The organism is Blautia massiliensis (ex Liu et al. 2021), assembly GCF_052064225.1.
Taxonomy (GTDB): Bacteria; Bacillota; Clostridia; order Lachnospirales; family Lachnospiraceae; genus Blautia_A; species Blautia_A fusiformis.
Genome location: NZ_JBQHWA010000013.1, coordinates 78,954 through 97,128, shown reverse-complemented (window position 1 = coordinate 97,128; position 18,175 = coordinate 78,954). Strand labels below are relative to the sequence as shown.

Here is an 18,175-nt window from a genome sequence, read left to right as displayed (position 1 = left end):
AATAGACGACATTGTTGTTTGATTTATATGTTGTGTTCATATTTGTATTATACTATAGTTCATTAGTTAATACAATTACTATTTTGTCCATATTCAATTACTTGCATAAATTCGATGGACGCGTCTTATATCCCCATAGCTGAAACAAGGGGTTTTACGACGCATTGGATAATGCCAAACAGGGCTGCGTATGTACACAGCCCTGTCCTGTTGTTAAAAATACTTCTGCTGTTTCGCCCAGACGCCCTCACTTCGCATTTCCAGATACTCCTGATAGGCCTGTTCCACGATATGCTTCTCGTTGGAAAAACGGAGAAGATGATAGATCTCATGAAACTTATAGTATCCGGAATCTACAAAATATTCCTCTCGCTGGGGTTTGCTATGATAATTATCAGCTATCATGAGATACCAGTGTACCTCTTTCATTACCACATCCTCCGGAACGGTGAAATTATACTGGCTCTTGCCGATATATTTCACGATAGAGGCCCGAACACCTGCTTCTTCCATTACTTCACGTAAAGCAGTCTGCTCAAAAGTCTCTCCTTTTTCTACAGTTCCTTTGGGAAGCACCCATCCTTCATAACGGTTCCTGTAGGATTTATACAATGCCAGGATCTTACCCCGATGAATTACCACACCGCCACAGCTTGTTGCTTCTATCATATTGCAATCCTCCTGTAATGCGTGTGTCTTTTGCACTGGCTATAGTATACCTCTTTTTCACCTTATAGGCAAGGGGCAAGAAGCAGATACTGTTCTCAATTTAATCGAAATAATATGCATCAAAAACATCGGCCGCAATGGGAACTGCCGCTTCACTTCCGGTTCCGCCGTTTTCCACGATCACTGCAATGGCGATATCCGGATCATCTACATTAGAATAACCCACAAACCAGGAATGACTGGAACCATTTTCATCAAACTCCGCAGAACCGGTCTTTCCGGCAACAGTATATCCTCGTCCGTTCAATGCGGAAGCCGTACCGTTTTCAACTACATTTTTCATTAGTTTTCCAAGGATATTGGCTTCATTTCTTGTCATCAGACGTTTGTATTCTGTTTTTTCTGTTTCCCTGACCGTATCACCAGAATTATTCACGATCTTATCGATCATGGTTGGCTTCATCAGTATACCATCATTGGCGATGGCACTTGTGATCAATGCCATATGCATCGGAGAAACAAGAGTGTTACCCTGGCCGATCGAGGTCTGCATCACAAGTGCATTCGGAGAATCTTTATCAAGGGTAAAGCGACTGGTTTTATAGGAATTCAGCGGAAGCGCCCTATTAAAGAGCAGATCCTCTGCAGTACTTTTCAGAGTATCTCCTCCCAGACCAAGTCCCATATCTGCAAATGCACAGTTACAAGAATGTGCAAATGCGGAATAAAAATCCTCCTGTCCATGTACTGCACCATTGTAACACTGGATCGTGTGGTCATCCACTGTGATACTTCCCTGACACAGATAGGAATATCCCTCCAGTGATCCCTTTTGTCTGAAATAATCCAGTGCCGTGACGATCTTAAATGTTGATCCTGGAGGATAAGCTCCATTGGTTGCACGGTTTAAAAGGCTACTGTTACTTTCATCATTAACAAGGGTATCCCAGTTCTGTGCAATCGTATTCGGATCAAAATCCGGTTTGCTCACCATAGCCAAGATACGTCCGGTGGATGGTTCCAGTACAACTACCGCTCCTCTGCGGTCTCCCAGAGAATTGTATGCCGTTGTCTGAAGATCTGCATTCAGACTGGAGATCACGGTATCACCCTGATTCTTTTTTTCCAGGAATTCATTTTTCATCTGTTCCAGAAAAAATGAATGGGAGGTGAGAAGCTGGAAATTTGCTTCCGATTCCAAACCACTCTTACCATTGGTATCATATCCTACTGCATGTGCAAAAATATTGGAAAACGGATACGTTCTCTCTTCTGTTCCATCTTCATACACATTGGTCTGTGCCAGAACCTCACCATCCGAAGACTGGATACTTCCACGTACTACCCGGTCCGAAAATGTATCCTGACGGGTGTTGTACGGGCTGTTGATAAAATCTTCGCTTTTTATGGCGTCAAAATAGGCCAGATATCCGATCAGACTGACAAAGATCAATATAAAGAAGGCCGATACAAAAGTTAAAGGCCGGTTCTTTTTTCTACGGAGTCTGGCTATTTCTCTTTCTCTCAGGCGTCGCTCTCTTTCCTCTTCTTTCAATCGTTTCTTTTCGCTGCGTTTCAATTTGTTCGTCCTCATCTTCCCTCAGAATATACAGTCCCTGAATGATCGCAAGCATCAGGATGGTACACATGACAGAACTGCCTCCGTAACTCACCAGCGGAAGTGTAACTCCTGTCATTGGAATAAACTTGGTTGCACCGCCAATGGTCAGAAATACCTGAAAAGCATATTCTGTTCCGAGCCCCAGTGCGATCAGTTTATAAAACGGATTCCTGATCTTTAGTGCAATAGTAACGATCATCAGAAAAAAGCTTGTGCATACAAGAATCAGGCAGATGGCAAAAATGCCACCCAGTTCCTCGCAAATAGCACTGAAGATAAAATCATTTTTTACGACCGGGATCTTCTCCGGAGAGCCCTGACAAAGTCCCATTCCAAACCAGCCTCCAGTTCCGATCGCAAACAGAGACTGCACGATCTGATAACCTTCATTTTGATAGACAGCCATCGGATCCTTCCAGGCACTGACTCGCTGACGGACATGTCCAAAAAGATGATATGCGATCACCGAACCAACGCATCCTCCGCCAAGTCCCAGAAATAAATAGCTCGGATTTCTGGTTGCCACATAGATCAGTACAAGGTAGGTGACAAAAAAGATCACTGCACTACCCAGATCCCTGGAAAGAACCAGGATCCCTACATGGATCACTGCAACGATCGTAGCCAGTACTACTTTGCGAAAATCCACCTTGGTACACAGAAGTGATGCCATAAAAAATACGAAGGTTATCTTGATCACCTCGGAAGGCTGGATTCCCATAAGAGAAAGCTTTGCACCGTAGCTTGTGCTTGCCAGAACAAGAACTGCCGCCAGAAGTACAATACCAATTCCGGCATAAGCCCATGTAAGATCCTTTAAAAATTTCATTTTTCGTATCATTACCGGTATCACCAGTGATACTGCACTACCTGCGGCCACGATCAGAAGCTGCTTAGTTGCAGACGGAAGTGAAAGCCGGCAGAGCATGATAAATCCTACGCTCAGGAGCATACACATATTATTTAAAAGAAGCAGCGATGCATTCTGATAAATAATTCGATAAAGGATCTGGATCGCTGCAAAAAAGATCATCATTTCGATATAGAACAGGATGACCCTGAAATCCATGCTTTTTAAATAGATCACAAGAAATGCTGTAAAATCAATAAAAAAGATCATGGTCAGCTGCTGATGGAGCAGTTCTCTCTTTTCTTCCTCATCCTGCCGCCACACCATATAAAAACAATGAAAGGTATAGACGATCATCAATGTGAGGATCACATACTTAGATAATTCTGTAATTACATTAATCATACACTTTTACTCGGCTCCTCTTTTAAAATGGCCTTTTGTATACCTGCGTCCGGAAGGTTTTCCGTTTTCCTGATAAACCGTCAGGAATTCTTTCAGGATCGCTTTTGCTTTCTCTGGCTCTTCAATCGTAAATGCCAGCCGCAAAGAGTGAAGGTTCAGTTTTTTTACCTGATCTTTTTCACCCGGAAGTCCGTAAGGAATGCTGTTATAAATGATATTATAACAGTATTTTGCTTTTTCGGAGATGTTTTTTCCCCATGGATCACAGCTGCATTTTACCGGAAATTCACTGTTATAGCGGTCTTTCAGATAAGCCGTCTCATATTTTCCTGTACATCCGAAAAGATTCTTCCTTACACACTGCGCGGAAAGCATCAGTGGGATATAACCATATAAAAGCAGCTCCGAAGAAGTATTATCTCTGTGTTTCAGTTCACCCTCATTCAACTCAAGGGGGACTGTATTTCGAAGAACTCCCTCTTCCCGCCAGAAATCAACACTCTGATCATTCCAGGTATACATGGATGCATCCAGGATACATTTTTCGCCATATCCCATTTTTTTCAGTACGGCGTAAGATTCCAGGTTTCTTACCAGAAAACCCTTCATACCCTGCTCCAACCATTTTTGAGCTGAGCGAAGCCACTTTTCGGGGATTTCTCCGCGATGGATATGTGGAGTAGAAAGATATAATTCACTGCTTGCAGCAAGTTCCGGTGAAAAATATTTTTCCATAGTATCAAAAGGAAAATAAAAACCTGTAATCCCCGGTTCGTTCAAAAGTACTTCCGCAGTATCCGAACGTTCACAGGATACATACACAGGCAGGCTGTCTGTTACCCTTCTGTGACAGGCAGCCTGATCCTTAGATTTCGTCGGCTGCTTCGTAACCTGTGCTCTCTTCTGACATCCGATCAGTGCTTCCCGCAGCTGACTCAGAGCATCTCTTCGTACTTCATTGAGAACTTTAACCGGAACAAAAATCCTTCCATTTATTTCAATGTTCAGATCCTCCCACTGAAAATCTGTATTTCCCAGTTTTTCCATCTGCTGACGGATCCTCTGTTCTTCCATTGGCTGATTTTTAGCAAACTGTACCTCACCGCCCATAGCAGTTACTGTCTGGCCCTTGCAGGTTATTTCCAGTATAACAGGACTTTCAGGAGAAAGTATTAAATTCCCATGAATTTTTTCTTTTATTTTTCTGATCTCCGGCTGGATATTACCGGATTTTTTTTCATTGGCAAAAGCCATCATTTCCGGCCCGCGATACATATCATAGTATCCTTTGCAGGATCCTCCACGACTGAAAAGCTCAAGAAGATACTTCCGGTCTTTTTCCTGAACGTGATATTCTTTTCCACTTAAATACATATCCAGATATTTTCGATATACTGCCGTGACGCCCGCTGTGTACGCCGGCTGTTTCATACGCCCTTCGATCTTCAGAGACATAACACCCGCCTCCAGGATATCCGGAAGAATATCCAGAGTGCAGATATCTTTCAGGCTTAATGCACAAAAATCCTTGTCTCCTTTATATTTTCTGTGATCCATGGTTACACTGTAAGGAAGCCTGCATGGCTGTGCACAGCGGCCACGGTTTCCGCTTCTTCCACCGAAAATACTGCTCATCAGACACTGGCCGGAATAGCTGTAACAGAGAGCTCCATGGATAAAAGTCTCTATTTCCAGAGGACTTGCCTTATGCATGGCAGATATCTCTTCCAGGGAAAGCTCTCTGGCCGGAACCACACGAGTTGCTCCCTTTTCCTCCAGAAATCGCATTCCCTCCGGTCCGGTTACTGTCATCTGTGTGCTTGCATGAATATCCAGATCCGGGAAATTCCGGCGTATAAAAGAAAATACTCCCAGATCCTGTACGATCACCGCATCCAGACCTGCCTCATAATATGGAAGCAGATATTCAAACAGCTGATCATCCAGTTCACGGTTCTTCAAAAGTGTATTCACAGTAAGATACAATTTGCGGTTATGGATATGTGCGGTCTCAATGGCAGTGATCAGCTCTTCCTGGGTGAAGTTCTGCGCATAAGCTCTTGCTCCAAAAGCCGGTCCCCCTACATATACCGCATCAGCCCCGGCACCAATAGCTGCCTCAAAGCTTTCATAAGAACCTGCCGGCGAGAGCAGTTCTGTTATCATATTTTTCAAAGTATTCCCTCATCTCCCATCTGTTAATCAATCCGATGACCATAAAACAAAAGAGGATTACCGAAGCAATCCCCCATCCTTATTTAAGCAGTTCATCAAGTTCTTTCTCCAGCTCCTTCACCTTACCGTCCAGAAGATTCTTCTGTTCCTGAGCTTCCTGTTCTGCCTTCTTCGCCTCTTCGATCTGCATTTTCAAAGAGATCAGTTCATGTTTCAGATCATACATCTCCTGGTCTTTCTGCTGCAGATCCTGTTCAAAAATCTCCGCCTGCTTCTTTGCCTTAAAATAATCATCTGTAATATTCAGACTGAGCAGTGTATGCTTGGTCTCCATGGCCTGTCTGGAATATCCCGGCATCTGACTCAGCTCACTGATCTTATTATTCATATAGGCTGCAACCTTCTGAAAATATTCCTCGGACTCATACCCGCCCAGAGTAATGATCTTTCCATCGATAACAACCTGTGCTGTATTCTTTACCGCCATTCGTAAAGCCTCCTGAATTTATCTGTTACTGGTAATTTCCTCAATAACATTCCTCTGCATTGCCGGTCTTACAACCCGCAATTTCTTTTATTATAACTGATTCCCGCAAAAATGTATAGAAGTTTTTCTATTATTTTGTCGATTACAATATTTTCCTTAAAGATGCAAATGTTTTTCTCAATTATGAGTGTTGGCTTTCATGTGTTCGATCATCTTTTTCCAGGAATCAATACCGCAGGTTCCACTTACCTTTACGCCTGTGTTTTTCTGGAAAACTTTCAGAGATGCTTCTGTATCGTCTCCGAAATGGCCATCCACAGTAACACCAAGTACAGACTGCAGCACAGAAACCGCAACGCCGGAATTCCCTTTCCGGATGATCGGAAGCTGGGTCTCAAATTTTCCTGTCAGAACTACTGCCTTTTCTGAAGTCTGTACAGGATACACTGCTTTTCCGTTCCAATCATAGATGGTGTAGCCCTGTTTCCACTCTTTCTTTGCATTCTCAAGGCTCTTGTATGCTCCAATCTGGCTCTTGCTGTCAGCCCAGGACTTTCTTGTGCGATAATACTTATCTACCGTTGGCGTGGTGGTCTCAGCTCCGATCAGCTGCTTGAACCGGTTCCAGTCACCTTTTGCACGGATCGCTGACGGGCAGTTCTTTGCACATACATCATAATGCTGCACAACTCTGTCTGCCGGGATTCCCAGCTGTTTCATAAGCTGTTTGCACACCTGTACTGTATTCTGGAAAGCTTTCTCATAGTTATAGCACGCCTGGACGCACATCTCGATTCCTACTGAATTTCTGTTGTTGACAGTACCGAACAGCCGACCGCCGTAGTTGACGCCTACGTGCCATGCTCCACGGTTGTATGGAAGCGCCTGATACGCCTCTGTGTCGTCCACATATACATGTGCGGAATATCCCTTAAAGTTGCCATCATGCTGTGCTTTTGCATGCGCTTTCGCATTTGCACCTTTCGCATAGTTATCTGTATTGTGAATTACGATATACGCCGGTGTCTGTCCTGCATAGCTGTTGTTGTTACTGATAAGGCTTGTGTTGATATTCATGGTATTACTCTCCTTTTCTGTTTTTGATACCTTAATAGATAATATGTCATTCAGGATGTTGATGATCTTCTGGCCGTAATTTCTGCAGGTTCATGGGTACTTTGCATCGAGATTTTTTAAACATTTTTCATGCTCCTTTATAGTTTTTTTATGTGCTGTCTGCACGAATACAGTTTTACGTGTGTCTCACATGGACAGTTGATAACCCGGTGTCTCCGTGTAGTTTTAAGCCTTCGGACATAAAAATAAGGCGTTTCACCCTACGCCTCAACGGGAGATTCCGGATCTGTGATCTCTTTCGCTACTCGGAAATCTACCAGGTATCTGCCTCTTTCTTCTGTTGCCTCCTACTCTTCTTCGACTTTCCGGAGTTCCAGATCGTTCTCTTTGTCATAGAAATCATGAATCACTCTGATCTTCATGTCCCTCACCTCCCCCTCCGTTGCACCGGCGCAATTCTTAAAAATGAGTATAAAAAGACCACCGGCCATTTCTGACTGGTGGTCTCAATACCATAATACTCTATTGCCTCCTTTGGATAATCATATTTTTCTGAAGCTATCTGGTGTGCTTTCCAGTGTTCCATATCCGGATTTTCCCTTTTTATCTTCATTTCAAGAAGTTCGTGCTTCATCAGTGTTCTGTCATGCTGCTTAATATCTTTTCCTGTCATAAGTCGCTGCCAGCTCTGAGCAATTGCACAGTCCGGATCAAAATGTCTGTCTGTATCTTCCTGTTTCTGTGTCCAGTAGGGAATCATCCTCAAACAGATAAGCTTTTATTTTTCTTATGTCTGCTTCTGTTTATGATTTTGAAAATGAATCTGGTACGGGATTATACTCTTTTGATGATGAAATACCGGTATGTGTATATCCTGATTTATCAATCAAAATTTCTGAATTGTTGTAAATAAAAAAGCGCCCCAGTACGCCAATACCGGGACGGTGGAATTGTTATGCGGTTCATCCTCCGGCCAGAATTGACGCACTTGGTAATGTTCTCCGCCCTGCTGCCATCTGTTTTATACAGATGACTGGATTAAGGGGGTTACGGTCCTTACAGCCTACAAGGCGGGAACATATCAGCCTACTTTTGCAGAAGTGTTCGAAGATTTTTACAAATGGAAATTCGAAAACACAAGACATAAGAGGCTTTCTTGGCAAACAAGGAGCAATTATCGGGTGACTTTTACTTTGTCGACAAATCAGGACGAGGATATCCAAGATGGGTATATGCCAGCACGGAAGCCATTCTTCCACGTGGAGTTCTGTTAAGGAAACCTGTCTGTAAAAGATAGGGTTCATACACATCTTCCAGTGTTCCGGAGTCTTCTCCGATTGATGCGGCAAGTGTTTCAAGCCCCACTGGTCCGCCCTGGAAATTCAAGATCAAGGTCTGGAGAATGCGGCGGTCCGTTTTATCGAGGCCATACTGATCTACCTCCAGAAGATCCAATGCAAAACAGGCAACATCGTAGGTGATCACACCGTTATACTTCACCTGGGCAAAATCACGTACTCTCTTCAGAAGACGGTTGGCCAGACGGGGGGTTCCTCTGGAACGCTTGGCGATCTCGGCAGCTCCATTGGGTTCGATTTCCACGCCAAGCACCTGAGCGGAACGGAGAATGATCGTCGTCAGTTCTTTTTTATCATAAAACTCCAGTCTCTGTGTTACGCCAAAACGATCACGAAGCGGTGCGGAAAGAAGACCTGCCCTCGTTGTTGCACCTACCAATGTAAACTTCGGCAGGTCCAGACGAATGGAACGGGCGGATGCTCCCTTGCCGATCATGATATCGATAGCAAAATCTTCCATGGCCGGGTAAAGAACCTCTTCTACCTGTCGGTTCAGTCTGTGTATCTCATCTACAAACAGCACATCTCCTTCCTGAAGGTTGTTCAGGATCGCAGCCATTTCGCCTGGCTTTTCAATCGCAGGACCTGATGTTACCTTCATATGTGTTCCCATCTCATTGGCAATGATCGCGGAAAGTGTAGTCTTTCCCAGCCCCGGAGGTCCATAAAACAGCACATGATCCAGTGAATCATGGCGCTGCTTTGCTGCTTCGATATAAATCTTCAGGGTATCTTTTGTTTTCTGTTGACCAATATATTCATCCAGACTCTGAGGCCTTAAATTTCCCTCCAGGGAAAAATCCTCTTCTGTAACATCTGTTGTAATGATCCTGTTATCCATTTGCTATGCTCCGTTCTATTTCATTTCAGTGCGAGCATGTTTGCTCTTACTCACGGCGTTAAAAATTTTTCAGTGCAGCCCGAAGAATTGCTTCTACATCATCTGCCGGCACATCTTCCGGTACCTTTCGTACTGCACGAAGGGCATCTGCAGAACTGTATCCTAATGCGACAAGCGCCTCCACCGCTTCCTGACGACTATCCCTCAGATCAGATGCTCCCTCAGCTGCTTCTTCCTGCTGATGCGCCAGTTTCATCTCAAAAGCATCTTCCAATTTCAGCTTGTCTTTCAGCTCCAGAATCATTTTCTGGGCTGTCTTTTTCCCGATTCCAGGGGCCTTGGAGATTGTTTTTACATCATCGGAAAGCACTGCAAAACGAAGCTCGTCTGCACTAATCCCGGAAAGGATACCCAGAGCGCCTTTAGGTCCGACTCCGTTGACACCGATCAGAAGCTTGAACATGCCAAGATCATCCTTCGAAAAAAAACCATATAGCTGCAGAATATCCTCCCGCACATAGAGAAAGGTATGGATCTTCTTTTCATCGCCTATCCGTGCTTTCCCAAGATCCTGTCCTGTCATATAAATCTCATAACCAATTCCGCCATTTTCCACAACCAGACAATTTTCACCGATTTCTGCTACAGTACCTTTTACAAAAGAAATCAAATCTCAAGGCTCCTTCCCTGAAACAGCTGAACATCTGTTTCCCATATGAACGCAATAGTAACATAATTTTCAAAAAAAATCAACCCGGAATACAATCTCCGGGTTGATCCTGTATACAAGCCTGTGATTCCTCTCGCTGTTTTTTATCACTGATTAAGGAAATCCTGATCCTCAAAATAATTGATCCGCATAGAAGAACGGACATCATGAAGCGTTGCGGCAGCTTTTTCTCTGGCAACCTCTGTACCGGCTTTCAGGATATCGAACACATCTTCGGTTCGCTGCTCCCACATTTTCCTTCTTTCACGGATCGGTCCAAGCTCTGCCTGCATAACATTATTCAGGAACTTCTTGACTTTCACATCACCAAGGCCACCTTTCTGATAGTGAGCCTTAAGTTCATCCAGATTCTGATACTCTGGCAGAAATTCAGCAAAATGTTCCGGGCGGCTGAAGGCATCCAGATAGATAAATACCGGATTTCCCTCTACACGACCAGGATCCTGAACACGAAGATGGTTCGGATCTGTAAACATGGACATGATCTTTTTCTTTACAACATCTTCTTCATCAGACAGATAGATGCAGTTTCCGAGAGATTTACTCATCTTAGCCTTTCCGTCAATTCCCGGAAGACGTAAGCATGCTTTATTGGAAGAAAGAACAATTTCCGGATCTGTCAGTGTATCACCATAAACGGTATTGAATTTATGGACGATCTCCTTGCACTGCTCAAGCATCGGAAGCTGATCTTCACCTACCGGTACATGTGTTGCGCGGAAAGCAGTAATATCAGCAGCCTGACTGATCGGATAGCAGAAAAAGCCTACCGGGATGCTGGCTTCAAAATTACGCATCTTAATCTCGGATTTAACGGTAGGATTACGCTGTACTCGTGCTACCGTAACCAGATTCATATAATAAAAGGTAAGTTCTGTCAGCTCCGGAACCATGGACTGGATAAAAATATTGGATTTCTCCGGATCAAGCCCGCATGCCAGATAGTCCAGAGCAACCTGAAGAATGTTATGGCGTACTTTCTCCGGATGCTCTGCATTATCTGTAAGTGCCTGGGCATCTGCGATCATAATATAAATCTCATCATATAAGCCGGAATTCTGCAGCTTCACACGCTCTGCCAGAGATCCAACATAATGACCTACATGGAGGCGCCCCGTCGGGCGGTCGCCAGTTAAAATAATCTTACTCATGAATTTCGTTCTCCTTGAAGTATACTGAATATTTATATTCTATTATAGCCCCTTGAAATTCACCGGTCAAATATTTTTAACCGGAAACTGCAATTTTTCATTGAAATATAACCAAATATTTGTATGTATTTATTTTATTTATGCATTATCGGGCACAACATGCTTTATTCCAAAAAAGAACTGCCACGTCACTCGGAAAACTTCCGTGACAGGCAGTTCTTTTTTGTTTTACAGAATCACATGTCTTGGGCAAACTTCCTTACATTTACCGCAGCCTGTACACTTATCATAATCAATGTGTGCACAGAAATCGGTAACTGTGATCGCCTCGGACGGACAGTTCTTCTCACATTTTTTACAGCCGATACAGCCAAGCTCGCAGGCAGCTGTAACTGCCTTACCTTTTGCGTGGGAGCTGCAGGCTACACGTGTCTGTTTGTCATATGGTACCAGCTCGATCAGGTGACGCGGACATTTGGCAACACATTTGCCACAGGCTTTACATGCTTCCTGATCTACGACCGCAATACCATTCACTATATGGATCGCATCAAACGGACATGCCTTTACACAGCTTCCGAAGCCCATACATCCAAATGTACAGTTTTTTGCACCGCTGCCAGGGATGAAAGCCATCATCTCGCAGTCTTCCACACCTGTGTACTCATATTTCACAGTCGTCTTATCACAGGTTCCCGCACATTTTACAAAAGCAACCTGACGTGCGGTTTCTTTTACTTCCTGTCCCATGATCGCGCCAATCTTGGCTGCAACAGGAGCACCGCCAACCGGACACTGATCTACAGGAGCTTCTCCCTTTGCAATTGCGGCAGCGAGTCCGGAACATCCCGGATATCCACAACCACCACAGTTATTTCCTGGAAGAACGCCGAGAATGGCTTCTTCCTTTTCATCTACCTTAACGGTTAATTTCTTGTCTGCAAGTCCGAGGAAGATACCAATGAATAAACCAGTACCGCCGACAATGACTGCAGCCATAATAATTCCTGTTATACTCATGCTCTTCTTCCTCCTATACGATTCCGGAGAATCCAAAGAATGCAATAGCCATCAGTGCTGCCGTAAGCAGAACGATCGGCATACCCTGGAAGGATTCCGGAATATCGTTGTATTCCATTTTTTCACGGATTCCCGCAAGTAATACAATTGCGATCAGGTAACCTACACCTGTGGCAAATCCGTTGACAACACTTTCAAGAATGCTGTATTCATATTTAACGTTGTTCAGTGCTACACCAAGAACTGCACAGTTTGTTGTGATCAGAGGAAGGTATACACCAAGTGCCTTGTAAAGGGATGGTACAAATTTCTTGAGAAACATTTCTACGATCTGTACCAGTGCCGCGATAACCAGGATAAATACAATCGTTTTCAGATACTCAAAATGGGTCGGTACCAGGATGAATTTATAAAGCAGTCCTGCAACAAAAGATGCAATAGTAATAACAAACACAACTGCACCACCCATGCCGGCTGCGGTTTCTGTTTTCTTGGAAACTCCAAGGAAAGAACAGATTCCCAGGAACTGACTCAATACAACGTTACTGCAAAGCGCAGAACCAATTGCGATCAACATCAAGCTTGCCATCTTCTATTCCCCCTTTTTATTCTTTGTCGGAAGGACATCCGCCGCAGGTCGCACAATTGGAGCCACAGCCGGACTGGATCTTGGAAACATCTTTGCCCTTCTTTGCCATGTTGATCTTTACTTTGTTCTGGATCGCTGCAAGTCCGGCAAGAACCAGAAATGCTCCAGGTGCAAGGATAAAGATAGTGATCGGGGTATAGCCGGCAGCACCGGTAGCTGCATCAGCAACCGGAATGATCTGTGCTCCGAAAGCCTTTCCGGAACCAAGGATCTCTCTTACAAGACCAATGGCAACCAGGCCCACTGTAAAGCCAAGACCCATTCCAAGTCCGTCAAAGATAGACGGAAGGACAGGGTTCTTGGAAGCATAACTCTCTGCACGTCCCAGAATGATACAGTTAACAACGATCAGTGGAATGTAAATTCCAAGTGACTCATAAAGAGAAGGAGTAAAGCCTTCCATCAGAAACTGTACGATAGTTACAAAAGATGCTACAACTACGATAAAGGCCGGCATTCTGACGGAGTCTGGAATAACCTTACGCAGCATGGAGATGAGCATGTTTGACATAACCAGAACTACGGTTGTGGAAAGTCCCATACCAATACCATTGATCGCAGAAGTCGTTACCGCAAGGGTAGGACACATACCAAGCATCAGGACGAAAATCGGATTTTCGGTTATAATGCCGTTTTTTAATCTTTCACCACAATTATTCATATTCAACTACCCTCCTAAAATGCGTTTTTGCAATAGCCGATAGCTGTATTGACTGCACCGGTAAAAGCTCTGGATGTGATGGTCGCACCACTGATAGCATCAATAGGTTCACCTTCGCCGCCGTCCTTGGATATATAGAATTTATCGGTATTCTTTCCAACATACTGTTCCTGGAACTTCGCTTCTGTAGCACGCATTCCAAGTCCGGCAGTCTCACTGATGGAAAGAATGGAAACGCCGCTGACGGTACCGTCTTTTGTTACACCAACTGTGATCTGGATATCACCGCCGTAACCCTCTTTATCGGTTACAGTTACCACATAGCCTTCATCTGCTGCTTCACAGACTTCATCTACGGTTGCTTTGATTCCAAGATCTGAAGCTGTTTTATCTGCTGCTTCCTTGTCTACATCTACAGCTTTAAAATCTTCCAGGCTTACATCACTGAATACAGTCTGCCATGCTTCTTTTTTTGCCTGTTCCTCGGTTCTTGCAATGGGTTCTTTGGTAACTTCGTAAACCAGTCCAAGGCCAAGGCCGGCAACTACTGTAATGATCGTAAGGATCAATGTATTTCTGATAATCTTACCCATTATTTCTTGCCTCCTTTTCCAAAAGCAACCGGTTTTGTTACTTTTTCAATAAGCGGAACCAGAAGATTGCAGAAAATGATCGCATAGGAAACACCCTCTGCGGAACCACCAAAGAGACGGAATACCGCTGTCACGATACCGAGGCAGCAGCCATATACCAGCTGACCTTTCGGAGTGATCGGCGTTGTCACATAATCGGTTGCCATAAACCAGGCTCCAAGCATCAGACCTCCTCCAAAGATATGGCTGAAAAGATAGTTTACATCAAAGCCTTTGCCTGTTCCCAGCATATAGAAAATGACAAATACTGCAAAACTTCCAATATATGTAAGAGGTACCTTCAGATCGATGATCTTAAATGCGAGAAGGATCACTGCACCGATTAGGATCGCCAGGGCAGAAGTCTCACCGATGGTACCCTGGATATTACCAAAGAACAGATTCTTTACAGGAATAGAAGTCCCCTCAATGAATCCCTGGCTTTTAAGCGCTGCCAGAGGTGTTGCCTGTGTAACCGCATCTACAACAGCATGGGAGCTTTTGGAAACTGCAAAGTTAGTCATTTTTCCGGCAAAAGAGATCATAAGGAAACATCTTCCTGCAAGAGCCGGGTTCATAAAGTTCTGTCCAAGTCCACCGAACAGCTGTTTTACAACAATGATCGCAAAAGCACTGCCAAGGATCGGCATCCAGATCGGGATCTGGGGCGGCATGTTCAGTGCAAGCAGAAGTCCTGTTACAACTGCACTGAAATCAGTAGTTGTATTCTTTTTATGCATCAGTCGGTCATACAGCCATTCAAAAAACACACTGGATGCAACCGTCGCCAGCACTACAAGAAGTGCATGCACTCCAAAGTTCCAGATACCGAAAAGTGTTGTCGGCAGAAGTGCGATCGCTACCAGCTGCATAATACGGCTGGTGGTCATTTTATCCCTGATATGGGGATTAGATGATACGTTATACATTTGTTCCATTGTTATTCCTCCCCCTATTTCTTTTTCTTGCGCTCTGCAAGAACCATTTTTCTCATAGATTTAATACTCTGAGTCAGAGGTCGTTTGGCCGGACAGATGTAACTGCAGCAGCCGCACTCGCAGCATTCCATACCATCCATTTTTTCGAAGCCTGCCATATCACCGTGTTCTGCAAGAGTTGCAAGGCGGGCCGGAACCACATGGCCCGGACAGACGCTTACACAACGTCCGCAATTGATACATGCAGTCTGGATCTGCTTCGCCTCGGAAACTGCGTCACGCTCCAGGAAAAGCAGGGAAGAAGTTGTCTTCGTACATGGAATATGAAGATCATACAGCGCAAATCCCATCATAGGTCCGCCGGAGATTGCTTTTGCGATCTTTTCCTTCAGTCCGCCTGCAGCATCTACCAGTTCAGACAGATCTGTGCCTGTAAGAACGGAAAAGTTCTTCGGTGTGCGGATTCCGTCTCCGGTAACCGTTACATTACGGCTGATGACCGGCTGTCCGAGGATCACTGCCTTATAAACAGAAGTAACAGTCTCTACGTTATCAACCACGCATCCTACATCTGCCGGAAGCATAGTGGAATTGATCTCTCTGCCTGTTACCGCATAGATCAGCGTACGTTCACCACCCTGTGGGTATTTGGTCTTAAGCTCTTTTACTTCCATACGCTCTTTGCCTTTGATGGCTTCTTTCATCCTGGCAATACAATCCGGTTTGTTGTCCTCGATACAGATACATCCCACTGCCTTCGGGAAAGCTTTCAGGATTACTTCCAGACCACCAACAATGCTTTCCGGTTCTTCCATCATCCTTCGGTAGTCACTGGTGATATAAGGCTCACATTCCGCACCGTTGACCAGGATATGATCGATCTTGTCGGGTTCCTTTGGTGAGAGCTTTACATGTGTCGGGAAACCTGCACCACCCTGACCAACAACTCCGCCTTCCTGAATCCTTTTCAGGATATCCTCCTTGGAAAGATCCGAAAGCTTTGCAGGTGCATATTCCACAGATTCGTACAGACCGTCATTCTCAATGATGATCGCATCACCCATGGCGCCTACTGCGGTCAGACGTTTCTCGATTCCCTTTACGGTTCCTGATACAGACGAGTGTATCGGTGCGGAAACAAATCCTCCTGCTTCTGCGATTTTCTGTCCTGCAAGCACATGATCACCTTTTTTTACGATCGGCTTGGCCGGAGCTCCGATGTGCTGAGAAACAAGAATTGCCAGATCTCCCTTCGGCAGATACTTCTCGACAGGACAGTTTTTTGACAAATCTTTGCCGTCATAAGGATGGATACCACCCCTGAAGGTTAAAAATGCCATAGATCTCATCTCCTCCTTTATTTTTGCAAGTACATGTACATAGTATTTCTGCGTTGCGCATATACTCTTTTTTAAAGTTGATTCTGTGTTTCTGATTTTCCTTTTCTTATTTCATCCAAGACAAACAAGATCTATTTCGCTCCCATAAATCATTTCGCGAAACATTACCAGCGAACAGTAACAAAGTAGCTTCTGCTTTGAGCAGGATATGTATGAAAGATTGAATCCAGACACGATCCTGTGATATACTTCGGTAGAAGATATTCACCAGCTCATAAAAAGCTGTAAATGAATAACTAATTTATGAAGCGACAATAGTCATTTTTTCACTGTCAATCCCTACATAAATCCAGTACCATTTCCTGTTTTTTATCATCAACTCTACTAATAACTATAACTCATTTCACTTTAAATTGCACTATTGAAAAGCAATTTTTTTGTGTATAATCAGATACAATCCATAAAGGAGAAAATTAACATGATCGTTAAAAAAATGCCGATTTTACAAGGGTTTCCAGACTTTGAGACTGTTAAAAAATTGACTAAAAATCGTGGATTTTCAGAGCGTTTTGTACCGCTTTTCTATGATATTGAAACTACAGGACTATCACGAAATTCCACTTTTCTGTATCTGATCGGTGCTGTAGCCTACGAAGAAAACAACTGGCAGATGTACCAGTGGATGATTGAAAACGAAGAGGAAGAACCTGAACTTCTGAAAACATTTTCTGAATTCCTTCAGGATTTTTCATGTACGATCCAATATAACGGTGACAGCTTTGACCAGCCTTATCTGGATGCACGATATCAGATCCACGGACTGCCTTCCCCTTTTGCAAAGCTGCCTTCTATGGACCTTTACCGGGAACTAAAGCCGCTCAAGGGACTTCTGAAGCTTTCACGGATGAATCAGCCTTCTATGGAATCATTTCTCGGTATCACTGAACGGAACTACTGTGATGGAGGTGCCTGCATCCGTCTTTACAAACAATTCGCTTCCGGAAAGAAACCGGAAGCGGCAGAGATCGTTATGGGACATAACCGGGAAGATCTTCTGGGACTTGGAAAAATTTTCTCCATGCTGTCCTATCTTGCTCTTTTCAATGAAGATTACGAAGCACTAAATTGTGAAATTCAAGACGATCAATTGGCCTTTACCATTAAAACTAATTACGATCTGCCTGTTAAATTTTCAAATCATAGTGAAGAAATCTACATAATTGGACAGAATAACTGTGTCCGTCTTCTTGTAAAGTCTCAAAATGGACGTTTAAAGCAATACTACTCCAATTATAAGGATTACGATTACATCCCTTCCGAAGACACTGCCATACCAAAAGCCTTAAGTGCCTGCATGGACAAAAAGCTCCGAAGACCCGCCAAAAGGGACAACTGTTATACCTGGTTTCCTGTAACAGAAGCTTTTCTGCATGATCCTTTAAAACAGAAGACCTATCTGAAACACTGCCTGCCATATTATCTTTCTGTTCTTAAATAATATCTCTGTTACGCAATTCCAATCAAAAAAAGGCCGTCACAATAAATGTGACGGCCTCTGAAATTCAAAATAT

17 protein-coding genes are annotated in these 18,175 nt (G+C 44.0%); 1 reads left to right on the top strand and 16 read right to left on the bottom strand.

Annotated features, from left to right (window positions below):
* Positions 1–213: 213 nt before the first annotated feature.
* From ACTNDQ_RS07300 to rsxC, 16 genes are all read right to left on the bottom strand, one after another.
* Positions 214–669 carry an NUDIX hydrolase gene (locus ACTNDQ_RS07300; protein ID WP_015524893.1) on the bottom strand — a complete coding sequence of 152 codons (456 nt, stop codon included), beginning with the start codon at positions 667–669 and terminating at the stop codon, positions 214–216.
* A gap of 100 nt (positions 670–769) precedes the next feature.
* Positions 770–2,263, bottom strand: coding sequence for a peptidoglycan D,D-transpeptidase FtsI family protein (locus tag ACTNDQ_RS07295; RefSeq protein ID WP_441064312.1), 1,494 nt, complete (start codon positions 2,261–2,263; stop codon positions 770–772).
* Entirely contained in the window at positions 2,166–3,545 is a 1,380-nt protein-coding gene (locus ACTNDQ_RS07290; RefSeq protein WP_278795655.1) for an FtsW/RodA/SpoVE family cell cycle protein, read from the bottom strand. The genes ACTNDQ_RS07295 and ACTNDQ_RS07290 overlap by 98 nt, the downstream gene beginning before the upstream one ends.
* Positions 3,546–3,551: 6 nt before the next feature.
* Positions 3,552–5,711 (bottom strand): peptidase U32 family protein, encoded by a 2,160-nt coding sequence (locus ACTNDQ_RS07285; RefSeq protein WP_278795658.1) that lies wholly within the window; start codon positions 5,709–5,711, stop codon positions 3,552–3,554.
* Positions 5,712–5,799: 88 nt separating this feature from the next.
* Positions 5,800–6,207, bottom strand: coding sequence for a cell division protein ZapA (locus ACTNDQ_RS07280; RefSeq protein WP_015524889.1), 408 nt, complete (start codon positions 6,205–6,207; stop codon positions 5,800–5,802).
* Positions 6,208–6,384: 177 nt separating this feature from the next.
* A complete protein-coding gene (locus ACTNDQ_RS07275) occupies positions 6,385–7,284 on the bottom strand; it encodes a peptidoglycan recognition protein family protein (RefSeq protein WP_441064311.1) in 900 nt (299 codons plus the stop codon).
* A gap of 427 nt (positions 7,285–7,711) precedes the next feature.
* Positions 7,712–7,957 carry a hypothetical protein gene (locus ACTNDQ_RS07270; protein ID WP_278795231.1) on the bottom strand — a complete coding sequence of 82 codons (246 nt, stop codon included), beginning with the start codon at positions 7,955–7,957 and terminating at the stop codon, positions 7,712–7,714.
* Between the two features lie 515 nt (positions 7,958–8,472).
* Positions 8,473–9,483 (bottom strand): Holliday junction branch migration DNA helicase RuvB, encoded by a 1,011-nt coding sequence (ruvB, locus tag ACTNDQ_RS07265; protein WP_092070622.1) that lies wholly within the window; start codon positions 9,481–9,483, stop codon positions 8,473–8,475.
* Positions 9,484–9,541: 58 nt separating this feature from the next.
* Positions 9,542–10,153: a Holliday junction branch migration protein RuvA gene (gene ruvA / locus ACTNDQ_RS07260; protein WP_278795229.1), complete on the bottom strand. Its 612-nt coding sequence runs from the start codon at positions 10,151–10,153 to the stop codon at positions 9,542–9,544.
* A gap of 146 nt (positions 10,154–10,299) precedes the next feature.
* Positions 10,300–11,364, bottom strand: a complete 1,065-nt coding sequence (gene trpS / locus ACTNDQ_RS07255; protein WP_278795228.1) for a tryptophan--tRNA ligase — start codon at positions 11,362–11,364, stop codon at positions 10,300–10,302.
* 228 nt (positions 11,365–11,592) lie between these two features.
* Positions 11,593–12,384, bottom strand: a complete 792-nt coding sequence (locus ACTNDQ_RS07250; protein ID WP_118608844.1) for an RnfABCDGE type electron transport complex subunit B — start codon at positions 12,382–12,384, stop codon at positions 11,593–11,595.
* A 13-nt stretch (positions 12,385–12,397) separates the two neighbouring features.
* Positions 12,398–12,973 carry an electron transport complex protein RnfA gene (locus ACTNDQ_RS07245; protein WP_015524884.1) on the bottom strand — a complete coding sequence of 192 codons (576 nt, stop codon included), beginning with the start codon at positions 12,971–12,973 and terminating at the stop codon, positions 12,398–12,400.
* Between the two features lie 16 nt (positions 12,974–12,989).
* The gene (rsxE, locus tag ACTNDQ_RS07240; RefSeq protein ID WP_015524883.1) at positions 12,990–13,694 is read right to left on the bottom strand and encodes an electron transport complex subunit RsxE; all 705 of its coding nucleotides are present in this window, start codon (positions 13,692–13,694) and stop codon (positions 12,990–12,992) included.
* A 14-nt stretch (positions 13,695–13,708) separates the two neighbouring features.
* Positions 13,709–14,287, bottom strand: a complete 579-nt coding sequence (locus ACTNDQ_RS07235; protein WP_441064310.1) for an RnfABCDGE type electron transport complex subunit G — start codon at positions 14,285–14,287, stop codon at positions 13,709–13,711.
* A complete protein-coding gene (locus ACTNDQ_RS07230) occupies positions 14,287–15,264 on the bottom strand; it encodes an RnfABCDGE type electron transport complex subunit D (protein ID WP_441064309.1) in 978 nt (325 codons plus the stop codon). Before ACTNDQ_RS07230 ends, ACTNDQ_RS07235 begins: the two co-directional genes overlap by 1 nt.
* A gap of 14 nt (positions 15,265–15,278) precedes the next feature.
* A complete protein-coding gene (gene rsxC, locus ACTNDQ_RS07225) occupies positions 15,279–16,604 on the bottom strand; it encodes an electron transport complex subunit RsxC (RefSeq protein ID WP_021650509.1) in 1,326 nt (441 codons plus the stop codon).
* A gap of 478 nt (positions 16,605–17,082) precedes the next feature.
* On the opposite strand from rsxC, the gene ACTNDQ_RS07220 reads away from it, so the two are divergent.
* A complete protein-coding gene (locus tag ACTNDQ_RS07220) occupies positions 17,083–18,102 on the top strand; it encodes a ribonuclease H-like domain-containing protein (protein ID WP_441064308.1) in 1,020 nt (339 codons plus the stop codon).
* Positions 18,103–18,175 lie beyond the last annotated feature (73 nt).

What these genes read in the sequence shown, in the direction of transcription:
- ruvB (WP_092070622.1), bottom strand. Translation starts at nt 9,483, where the DNA reads ATGGATAACAGGATCATTACAACAGATGTTACAGAAGAGGATTTTTCC.
- trpS (WP_278795228.1), bottom strand. Translation starts at nt 11,364, where the DNA reads ATGAGTAAGATTATTTTAACTGGCGACCGCCCGACGGGGCGCCTCCAT.
- ACTNDQ_RS07295 (WP_441064312.1), bottom strand. Translation starts at nt 2,263, where the DNA reads ATGAGGACGAACAAATTGAAACGCAGCGAAAAGAAACGATTGAAAGAA.
- ACTNDQ_RS07245 (WP_015524884.1), bottom strand. Translation starts at nt 12,973, where the DNA reads ATGGCAAGCTTGATGTTGATCGCAATTGGTTCTGCGCTTTGCAGTAAC.
- rsxE (WP_015524883.1), bottom strand. Translation starts at nt 13,694, where the DNA reads ATGAATAATTGTGGTGAAAGATTAAAAAACGGCATTATAACCGAAAAT.
- ACTNDQ_RS07235 (WP_441064310.1), bottom strand. Translation starts at nt 14,287, where the DNA reads ATGGGTAAGATTATCAGAAATACATTGATCCTTACGATCATTACAGTA.
- ACTNDQ_RS07270 (WP_278795231.1), bottom strand. Translation starts at nt 7,957, where the DNA reads ATGACAGGAAAAGATATTAAGCAGCATGACAGAACACTGATGAAGCAC.
- ACTNDQ_RS07290 (WP_278795655.1), bottom strand. Translation starts at nt 3,545, where the DNA reads ATGATTAATGTAATTACAGAATTATCTAAGTATGTGATCCTCACATTG.
- ACTNDQ_RS07300 (WP_015524893.1), bottom strand. Translation starts at nt 669, where the DNA reads ATGATAGAAGCAACAAGCTGTGGCGGTGTGGTAATTCATCGGGGTAAG.
- ACTNDQ_RS07285 (WP_278795658.1), bottom strand. Translation starts at nt 5,711, where the DNA reads ATGATAACAGAACTGCTCTCGCCGGCAGGTTCTTATGAAAGCTTTGAG.
- rsxC (WP_021650509.1), bottom strand. Translation starts at nt 16,604, where the DNA reads ATGGCATTTTTAACCTTCAGGGGTGGTATCCATCCTTATGACGGCAAA.
- ACTNDQ_RS07220 (WP_441064308.1), top strand. Translation starts at nt 17,083, where the DNA reads ATGATCGTTAAAAAAATGCCGATTTTACAAGGGTTTCCAGACTTTGAG.
- ACTNDQ_RS07280 (WP_015524889.1), bottom strand. Translation starts at nt 6,207, where the DNA reads ATGGCGGTAAAGAATACAGCACAGGTTGTTATCGATGGAAAGATCATT.
- ACTNDQ_RS07250 (WP_118608844.1), bottom strand. Translation starts at nt 12,384, where the DNA reads ATGAGTATAACAGGAATTATTATGGCTGCAGTCATTGTCGGCGGTACT.
- ACTNDQ_RS07275 (WP_441064311.1), bottom strand. Translation starts at nt 7,284, where the DNA reads ATGAATATCAACACAAGCCTTATCAGTAACAACAACAGCTATGCAGGA.
- ACTNDQ_RS07230 (WP_441064309.1), bottom strand. Translation starts at nt 15,264, where the DNA reads ATGGAACAAATGTATAACGTATCATCTAATCCCCATATCAGGGATAAA.